Source organism: Ferrovibrio sp. (assembly GCF_046297895.1).
Lineage (GTDB): Bacteria > Pseudomonadota > Alphaproteobacteria > Ferrovibrionales > Ferrovibrionaceae > Ferrovibrio.
Genome location: NZ_JBKBHC010000006.1, coordinates 1 through 8,753, shown reverse-complemented (window position 1 = coordinate 8,753; position 8,753 = coordinate 1). Strand labels below are relative to the sequence as shown.

The window sequence follows — 8,753 nt, the reverse complement described above, 5'->3', positions numbered from 1 at the left end:
CTTCCACACCCTTCAACCCCCCACCCCACCCTCGTCATTGTGGTCTTGCCCCTGGTCTCACCCCCGGGGCGGGGGGGGGCGCGGCGTGTTGCGGCCCCCCGCTTCGCATCCGGCGGCATGTGGTTCGCCGGTGGTACGGTCCGCGACATGACAGTTCGATTGCCTGGCAGAGTATTTTATGTCTAAAGTATCTTCCGACGGGGGACTCCCACAGGGCATGCGGCACGGAAATCGTGCGGCAGCGGCGCATCGCAGGATGGGCCGCGACGCAGGCATGTCACTGAAGGAGAGACGGATGATGCGTTCCAGCTTCAAGACCACCCTTGCCATTCTGTCGGCTTCGCTGGCCGCCCTGCCCCTGCTGGCCCAGCCGGCGCAGGCGCAGGCTGCCAAGAAGATCAGGATCGGTTTCGTCACCACGCTGTCGGGTCCGAATGCCGCCTACGGCCAGGGCATGAAGAATGCCTTCGAGCTGGCGCTGGACCACATGGGCCGCAAGATGGGCGGCATCCCGGTCGAGGCGATCTACGAGGATGACGAGCAGAAGCCCGAGGTCGGCAAGCAGAAGACCGAAAAGCTGCTGCAGCGCGACAAGGTCGATTTCCTCTCGGGATTCATCTGGTCGAACGTGCTGCTGGCCTCCTACAAGCCGGCGATCGAGAGCAAGACCTACCTGATCAGCGCCAATGCCGGCCCCTCACAGTTGGCCGGCGAGCAGTGCAGCCCGTATTTCTTCGCCGCCTCGTGGCAGAACGACCAGAACCACATGGCCGTGGGCGAGCTGCTGAACCAGAAGGGTGTGAAGACGCTCTACATGGTGGCGCCGAACTATGCCGCCGGCCAGGACGGCGTCAACGGCGTGAAATCGTTGTTCAAGGGCCAGGTGGTCGGCCAGGACATGACCAAATGGCCCGACCAGCTCGACTTCTCGGCCGAGATTTCCAAGATCCGCGCCGCCAAGCCCGATGCGGTCTACGTCTTCTTCCCTTCGCGCTGGGGCGTGCAGTTCTACACGCAGTACAGCCAGGCCGGCCTGAAGAAGGAGATTCCGCTCTATTCCGCCTTCACCGTCGACGCCGTGACGCTGAAGCTGCAGAAGGATCTGGCGCTGGATACCTACCTGACCATGACCTGGGGCACTGACCTGCCCTATGCCGCCAACCAGAAATTCGTCGCCGACTACCGCAAGGCCTACAAGGACAATCCCACCTTCTATGCCGCGCAGAGTTACGACGCTGCCAACCTGATCGCCTCGGCGGTGGCCGCCACCAGGGGCAGCCTGAAGGACAAGGATGCCGTGGGCCGGGCGCTGAAGGCCGCGAAGTTCGACTCCGTGCGCGGGCCCTTCAGGTTCGGCAACAACAATTTCCCGATCCAGAACATCTACCAGCAGGAAGTCTACAAGGCGGCCGATGGCGAGTACGACCTGCGCACCGTCAGCACTGTGCTGACCGCGCACCAGGACCCGCATGCCGCCAAATGCAAGATGTGACCGACTGACGCGACCATGCCGCGCCCCTGCCGGGGCGCGGCGCCTTACCTGACGAGTGCCCTGCCCCATGCTGCTGCTTCTTTTCGAGCAATTCCTCAACGGCCTGCAGATCGGCCTGCTGCTGTTCCTGCTGGCCGCCGGCCTCACCCTGGTCTTCGGCATCATGGACCTGGTCAACCTGGCACATGGCTCGCTCTACATGATGGGCGCCTATTTCGCCGCGGTCTTCACCCAGTGGACCGGTAACTTCTTCATCGGCGCGCTGCTCGCGCTGCCCGCCGGCGCGCTGCTGGGCATCGTGGTGGAGGTGATCGCGCTGCGCACGCTCTATACCCGCGACCATCTCGACCAAGTGCTGGCCACCTTCGGCCTGATCCTGTTCTTCAATGAATTCGCCCGCATCGTGTTCGGTGCCGGCGGCATGGCCATCGAACTGCCGGCCTGGCTGGAAGGCCAGGTCACGGTGCTGCCCGGCCTGCCCTATCCCAGTTTCCGCTTCCTGATCATCGTGGTCGGCCTGCTCTGCGCCGGCTTCCTCTATCTGCTGGTGCAGAAGACGCGGCTGGGCATGCTGATCCGCGCCGGCGCCTCTAACCGCGAGATGGTCGGTGCGCTCGGCATCGACATCAAGTTGCTCTTCACCCTGGTCTTCGGCCTCGGCTCGGCGCTGGCCGCGCTGGCCGGCCTGATGAGCGGCCCGATCACGACCGTGCAGATCGGCATGGGCGACAACATCCTGATCCTGGCCCTGGTGGTGATCGTGATCGGGGGCATCGGCTCGATCCGCGGCGCGTTCATCGCTGCGGTTGCCATCGGCATCATCGACACGATGGGCCGCGCCTTCCTGCCCAACATGCTGGGCAGCTTCCTCAGCCCCGCCGATGCCGGCACGCTCGCCCAGGCCCTGTCGTCGATGCTGATCTATATCCTGATGGCCGGGGTGCTGGTGCTGCGTCCGGCCGGCCTGTTCCCCGCCCCAGGCCGCTGAGGAGCCCGCCGTGATGCCCGCTCTTCCGCGTCAGACCACCACGATCGTCGCCCTCATCCTGCTCGGCCTGCTGGCGCTGGTGCCGGTCGCCGCCGAGGCCTTCGACGACCCCTTCATGCTCACGCTGTTCACCCGCATCGTGATCATGGCCATCGCCGCCGTCAGCCTGAACCTGATCCTGGGCTATGGCGGCATGGTCAGCTTCGGCCACGCCGCCTATATCGGCATCGGCGGCTACACCATCGGCATCCTCAGCTTTCACGGCGTGCACGAGGCATGGATCCAGTGGCCGCTGGCGCTGATCATGTCGGGCCTGTCGGCGCTGCTGATCGGCCTGCTGTCGCTGCGCACCAAGGGCATCTTCTTCATCATGATCACGCTGGCGCTGGCCCAGCTGGTCTACTATCTCGGCAATGGCGCCTATGCCTATGGCGGCGACGACGGCCTCACCATCCTCAAGCGCTCGGATTTCGGCGGCCTGATCGACCTGAACGATCGCCCGTCCCTGTATTACCTGTGCTGGGCCATCTTGGTCGCGGCGCTGTATCTGTGCCATCGCGTGGTCAATTCGCGTTTCGGCATGGTGCTGCAGGGGGCCAAGTCGAACGACCGCCGCATGGCCACCATCGGCTTCCCGGTCTTCCGCTATCGCCTCACCGCCTTCGTCATCGCCGGTATGGTCTGCGGCCTGGCCGGTGTGCTGACCGCCACCTTCACCGATTTCATCAGTCCGGCCATGATGCACTGGACGCGCTCGGGCGACCTGATCGTGATGGTGGTGCTGGGTGGCATGGGCAGCCTGTTCGGCCCGCTTTTCGGCACCGTCGCCTTCCTGCTGCTGGAGGAAATCCTCTCCGGCTGGACCGAATACTGGAAGATCGTCTTCGGCCCGATCCTGGTACTGGTGGTGATCTTCGCCCGCGGCGGCATCGACGGCGCGCTCAGCCGCGGCCATGCCGGTGCGCTGATGGCCGGCATCGCCGCCTTCTTCCTGATCTATGGCGTGCATCTGGTTTTCGAGGATGCCTGGATCATTCCCACCCTGATCCTGGCCGGCGCCTTCGCCCTGGCCGGCTTCGCCTGGTGGCATTACCGGCGCAAACGCGATGAACAGGCCGAACCCGCGGGAGGCGAGCATGCTTGAGCCGGTCCTGAAAGCCTCCAATCTGGTCAAGCGCTTCGGCGGCCTCACCGCCACCGACGATCTTTCGCTCGACATCCGCGAGGGCGAGATCCATGCCGTGATCGGCCCGAACGGCGCCGGCAAGACCACCATGATCGGCCAGTTGATCGGCGAACTGCGCCCCGATTCCGGCAGCATCCGCTTCATGGGCGAGGATATCACGCAACTGCCGGTGCACCGGCGTTCGCATCTGGGCATCGCGCGTTCGTTCCAGATCACCTCGATCTTCCTCAATTTCACCGCGCTGGATAACGTCGCGCTGGCCGTGCAGGCCCATGACGGCCATTCTTTCCGCTTCTGGGCCGATGCCCGCCGCGATGCCCGCCTGCGCGATCCCGCCCTCGAGGCCCTGAAGCAGGTCGGCCTGGCCCATCGCGCCGACGTGGTGGCGAGCGCATTGAGCCATGGCGAGCATCGCCAGCTCGAGATCGCCATGGCCCTGGCGACCAGGCCAAAGCTGCTGCTGCTGGATGAGCCGATGGCCGGCATGGGACCGGAGGATTCCGCCCGCATGGTCGCCATGCTGCGAAGCATCAAGGGCAGCGTTACCATGCTGCTGATCGAGCACGACATGGATGCCGTGTTCGCCCTGGCCGACCGCATCACCGTGCTGGTCTATGGCCATGGCATCGCCACCGGCACCCCCGACGAGATCCGGCGCAACGAACAGGTGCGCCAGGCCTATCTCGGCGATGAAGCGGAGTAATGCGATGAGCCTGCTTGAGGTCGACGCCATCGACACCTTCTACGGCCGCAGCCAGGTGCTGTTCGGCATGACCATCGCCATCGCGCCCGGCGAAGTGGTCACGCTGATGGGCCGCAACGGCATGGGCAAGACCACCACGATCCGCTCGATCATGGGTCTCACCCCGGCCGCGCGCGGCCGCATCCGTTTCCGCGGCACGGACATCCGCGGCCTGCCCTCTTATCGGGTCGCCAAGGTCGGCGTCGGCCTGGTGCCCGAGGGCCGCCAGATTTTCCCCAATCTTTCTGTGAAGGAAAACCTGATCGCCACGGCGGCCAACCGCAACGACAGCCAGACGCCCTGGACCTACGAGCGCGTGGTCGAACTCTTCCCCCGTCTCGCCGAGCGCGCGAATAACATGGGCAACCAATTGTCGGGCGGCGAGCAGCAGATGCTGGCCGTGGGTCGCGCGCTGATGACCAACCCGCATCTGCTGATCCTGGACGAGGCCACCGAGGGCCTCGCCCCGCTGATCCGGCTGGAAATCTGGAACTGCCTGGAACGGCTGAAACAAAGCGGCCAGTCGATCCTGGTTGTGGATAAAAATGTCGAGGCGCTGACGCGGCTTGCCAACCGCCATTACGTGATCGAGAAGGGTCGCGTGGTGTGGCAGGGGGATTCAGCCGCCCTGCGCGCCGCCCCGGACATCCAGCACCGCTACCTCGGCATTTAGTCGGAAAAAGCTCCGAATCCCATTGCCAGCCGCGCCGGCCGGTTCCACAGTATGGGCCGCGGCGCAGCGATCCGGGGAAGATCGCCCGTCGGCAGGGGAACAGGATGTATCACGACGATCTGCATCAGGCGGCCGAATACGCCCACGCGGCGGTGGCCAGTATGACGCGGTTCTCGATTCCGCCGACCCCGATCAATTTCACCATCTGGTACGAATACCATGCCGGGCGCGACCCCGCGCTCAGCCGTGCTATCGACGCCCTGCTGGCCTCGAAAACGCCCTTCACCCCCGACACCACGCTGCAGCTCTACGAGGAATTCCTCAATCCCGCGCGCATGCTGCGTGCCTCGCGCGAAACCACCGAGAAGCTGCAGGAGGCGATGGACGAACTGCGCGTCTTCGTCGGCGCCGCCGAGGTCGATACCCGGACCTACGGCGACAAGCTGGAGGATTTCTCCGACCGGCTCGACCAGCAGGGCAACGGCCCCACCTTCGGCTCGCTCGTCAGCTCGATGCTGAAGGAAACGCGCGCCATGCAGCAGCGCAACCAGTCGCTGGAAGACCGCCTGGCCGAAACCACGGCCGAGGTGCAGCAACTGCGCGAGCATTTCGAGCAGGCCCGCCGCGAGGCGCTGTCTGACAGCCTGACCGGCCTCGCCAACCGCAAGAACTTCGAGCAAACCCTCACCCTGTTCGCCAAGGCCGCCGTCGACAACCACGAACCGCTGGCGCTGATGCTGCTCGACATCGACCATTTCAAGCTGTTCAACGACCGCCACGGCCACCAGACCGGCGACACCGTACTGCAGCTCGTCGCCCGCACGCTCAGTGACAACGTGAAGGGCCAGGATCTGGCCGCGCGCTACGGCGGCGAGGAATTCGCCCTGCTGCTACCGCGCACCCGCGCCGACCAGGCAGTGAAACTGGGCGACAACATCCGCACCCTCATCGCCGCCCGCAAGCTGGTGAAGCGCAATTCCGGCAACGAGCTGGGCCGCATCACCATTTCGGCCGGCGTGGCCGAATACCGGCCGGGCGAGGCGCTCAGCGCCTTCGTGCAACGCGCCGATGCGGCGCTCTATGGCGCCAAACGGCAGGGCCGCAACCGCGTGGTTGCCGCAACGGAAGCCGCCGCAGCAACCCTGTCCGAGACTGTTCTACCCTCCTGAAAAATCGGCTAGCGTGTTCGCCATCCAAGGGAGCGAAACACAATGGCCTACAACACCCTACTGGTCGACAAGTTGGACGGCGTCGCCACGATCACGCTGAATCGTCCTGATCGTCTGAATGCCCTGAACACCGAAATCATGGTCGAGATGCTGGCCGCGCTCGAAGAGATCGAGGCCGATGCCGCGATCCGTTGCCTGCTCATCACCGGCGCCGGCCGCGGCTTCTGCTCCGGCGCCGATCTGGCCAGCGGCGACCTGACGAAAGACGGCGGCATGCCCGACCTGGGCAAGGCGCTGCATAACAACTACCACCCGGTGATCCGCAAGCTGGCAGCCCTGCGCATGCCCATCGTCTGCGCCGTGAACGGCCCCGCCGCCGGCGCCGGCATGAGCCTGGCGCTCACCGGCGACATCGTGATCGCCGGCCAGTCGGCCAGCTTCCTGCAGGCCTTCGCCAATATCGGCCTCGTGCCCGATGCCGGCAGCACCTACTTCCTGCCCCGCCTGGTCGGCTCTGCCCGCGCGCAGGGCCTGACCATGCTGGGCGAGCCGCTGCCGGCAGCCACGGCCGCTGAATGGGGCATGATCTGGAAATGCGTCGACGATGCGGCCCTGATGGACGAGGCGCGCAAGGTGGCGACCAAATTCGCCAAGGGGCCCACCGTCGGCCTGGGCCTGATCCGGCAGTTGATGCAGCAATCCTGGACTGCCTCGCTCGACAGCCAGCTTGAGGCCGAGCGGTCGGCCCAGCGCGTCGCCGGCCGCAGTCGCGACTTCGTCGAGGGCGTGATGGCCTTCCTGCAGAAACGCCCGGCGAAGTTCACCGGTCAATGAGCCTGACCGCTCAGGAGATCGCCGAACGCATCGGCAAAGTCGCGGCCGAACGCGACCTGGCCGCGCAGCGGCTCGGCATCGAGTTGCTGGAAATGGGCCCGGGCCGCTGCCGCCTGCGCATGACGGTGAAACCCGACATGGTGAACAGCCACGGCACCTGCCATGGCGGCGTGATCTTCACGCTGGCCGATTCCGCTTTCGGCTATGCCTGCAACTCCTTCAACCGCAATGCCGTGGCGCAGCAATGCGACATTACCTACCTGCGCCCCGTTCTGCCCGGTGCGGTGCTGACGGCGACCGCTGAACTGCGCGAGAGTTCCGGCCGCAGCGCGGTCTATGACATGGCCGTTCAGGATGAAGGAGGCAATACGGTCGCACTATTCCGCGGCCTGGCCCGTACCATCAAGGGCGAAACCATTCCCGGACTGGAGGGAGCCTGACCATGGCGACACTCAACACCGATCCCAACCTGGCCGATGCCGACGCCTTCTACGCAGCGCTGGTGAAAATGACCGAAGGCATGGACGACGCCACGGCACAGAAGACCATGGCCAAGCTCACGCTGCTGCTGGCCAACCATATCGGCGATGCCGCCGTGCTGACCGAGGCAATGGCGCTGGCGCGCGGCACGCAGAGCAAGGCGGCCTGACGGCGGGCGCCGCCTGAATCGCTTGCCGCCTAGCGGCGGCGCGCCGCCCCCAGCGTCACGCGGCGCGAGGGCGGCGGGGTGGCGGCCTTCTGGGCCCTGGCAATGCCGAGCGCCGTTTTCGCCCAGGCCACGGCCTCGTCCTGGTCGTCCACCAGTTCCGAGGGCATGCGCCAGTAGCTCATCTGCACCGGCTTGCCCTTGCCGTCATAGACGAATGGCGTGCACCCGCGCGCCAGGAAGGCCTTGCTGCTGTCGGCATCGGCCTTGAGATAGATGGTGTCGTCGGCGATCAGGCCGAACATCACGCCCCGGCAATAGATGCCGGCCCCGCCGAACATGCGGCGGATGCTGATGCCGCCCAGCGGGGCGAACAGTTCCTGGACGAATTCGGTGAAATCGGGACTCGCAGCCATGGCGCGCAGACTAGCCAAGCCCGTGGCGGCGGCCAAGCGCACTTTGACGCCTGCGACAAAAATGGCTAGCGTCCAGCGGCTATGACCGCCTATCTCTACATCGCCGCCGGCGGCGCGCTGGGCAGCGTCGCCCGCTACTGGATGGCCGGCGCGATCGACGGCCGGTTCAATGTCGCATTCCCCTGGGGCACCATTCTGGTGAACGTCTTGGGCTCGTTCGCCATCGGCATCTTCGCCGCCATGGCGGCCGGCGAAAACCGCTGGGGCCTGAGCGATTCTGCCCGGCTGTTCCTGATGGTGGGCATCTGCGGTGGCTTCACCACCTTTTCCAGCTTCAGCCTGCAGACGCTGGGGCTGCTGCGCGAGGGCCTGCTGCTGCGGGCCGGCGGCAACGTCGCCGTGTCGGTTCTGGTCTGCCTGGCCGCCACCTGGGCCGGCGCCGCGCTGGTGCAGGCGCTCGGCCGCGGTGCTTCGTAAGCCCTTACGGCCCGACGCCGCGCCTACTGCTCGACGAATGCCTTTTCGATCACATACTGGCCAGCGCCGGTGGTGGAGCCTTCCTGCCAGCCCAGCCCATCCAGCATGTCGCGCATCTCGGCCAGCATGG

General features: G+C 65.8%; 11 protein-coding genes. 10 read left to right on the top strand and 1 reads right to left on the bottom strand.

The window, feature by feature from the left end:
* The first annotated feature begins 295 nt into the window (after window positions 1–295).
* The 9 genes from ACK4FK_RS11140 to ACK4FK_RS11100 all read left to right on the top strand — a co-directional run bounded on the left by ACK4FK_RS11140 (window position 296) and on the right by ACK4FK_RS11100 (window position 7,733).
* Window positions 296–1,492: an ABC transporter substrate-binding protein gene (locus ACK4FK_RS11140; protein WP_409745032.1), complete on the top strand. Its 1,197-nt coding sequence runs from the start codon at window positions 296–298 to the stop codon at window positions 1,490–1,492.
* A 67-nt stretch (window positions 1,493–1,559) separates the two neighbouring features.
* Window positions 1,560–2,480: a branched-chain amino acid ABC transporter permease gene (locus ACK4FK_RS11135; protein ID WP_409745031.1), complete on the top strand. Its 921-nt coding sequence runs from the start codon at window positions 1,560–1,562 to the stop codon at window positions 2,478–2,480.
* Window positions 2,481–2,493: 13 nt separating this feature from the next.
* On the top strand, window positions 2,494–3,624 hold the full coding sequence (locus ACK4FK_RS11130; protein WP_409745030.1) for a branched-chain amino acid ABC transporter permease: 1,131 nt from the start codon (window positions 2,494–2,496) through the stop codon (window positions 3,622–3,624).
* Window positions 3,617–4,369, top strand: coding sequence for an ABC transporter ATP-binding protein (locus ACK4FK_RS11125; protein WP_409745029.1), 753 nt, complete (start codon window positions 3,617–3,619; stop codon window positions 4,367–4,369). The genes ACK4FK_RS11130 and ACK4FK_RS11125 overlap by 8 nt, the downstream gene beginning before the upstream one ends.
* Before the next feature lie 10 nt (window positions 4,370–4,379).
* Window positions 4,380–5,081: an ABC transporter ATP-binding protein gene (locus ACK4FK_RS11120; RefSeq protein ID WP_409745367.1), complete on the top strand. Its 702-nt coding sequence runs from the start codon at window positions 4,380–4,382 to the stop codon at window positions 5,079–5,081.
* A 104-nt stretch (window positions 5,082–5,185) separates the two neighbouring features.
* Window positions 5,186–6,250, top strand: a complete 1,065-nt coding sequence (locus ACK4FK_RS11115) for a GGDEF domain-containing protein (protein WP_409745028.1) — start codon at window positions 5,186–5,188, stop codon at window positions 6,248–6,250.
* Window positions 6,251–6,292: 42 nt separating this feature from the next.
* Window positions 6,293–7,084 (top strand): 2-(1,2-epoxy-1,2-dihydrophenyl)acetyl-CoA isomerase PaaG, encoded by a 792-nt coding sequence (gene paaG, locus ACK4FK_RS11110; protein WP_409745027.1) that lies wholly within the window; start codon window positions 6,293–6,295, stop codon window positions 7,082–7,084.
* The gene (gene paaI / locus ACK4FK_RS11105; protein WP_409745026.1) at window positions 7,081–7,524 is read left to right on the top strand and encodes a hydroxyphenylacetyl-CoA thioesterase PaaI; all 444 of its coding nucleotides are present in this window, start codon (window positions 7,081–7,083) and stop codon (window positions 7,522–7,524) included. The genes paaG and paaI overlap by 4 nt, the downstream gene beginning before the upstream one ends.
* A gap of 2 nt (window positions 7,525–7,526) precedes the next feature.
* Window positions 7,527–7,733 carry a DUF2783 domain-containing protein gene (locus ACK4FK_RS11100; RefSeq protein ID WP_409745025.1) on the top strand — a complete coding sequence of 69 codons (207 nt, stop codon included), beginning with the start codon at window positions 7,527–7,529 and terminating at the stop codon, window positions 7,731–7,733.
* 29 nt (window positions 7,734–7,762) lie between these two features.
* Here ACK4FK_RS11100 and ACK4FK_RS11095 read toward each other — a convergent pair whose 3' ends face one another.
* The gene (locus ACK4FK_RS11095) at window positions 7,763–8,146 is read right to left on the bottom strand and encodes a TfoX/Sxy family protein (protein WP_409745024.1); all 384 of its coding nucleotides are present in this window, start codon (window positions 8,144–8,146) and stop codon (window positions 7,763–7,765) included.
* 81 nt (window positions 8,147–8,227) lie between these two features.
* Between ACK4FK_RS11095 and crcB the strand changes: the two genes are divergently transcribed.
* Window positions 8,228–8,623 carry a fluoride efflux transporter CrcB gene (crcB, locus tag ACK4FK_RS11090; protein WP_409745023.1) on the top strand — a complete coding sequence of 132 codons (396 nt, stop codon included), beginning with the start codon at window positions 8,228–8,230 and terminating at the stop codon, window positions 8,621–8,623.
* Window positions 8,624–8,753: the final 130 nt, after the last annotated feature.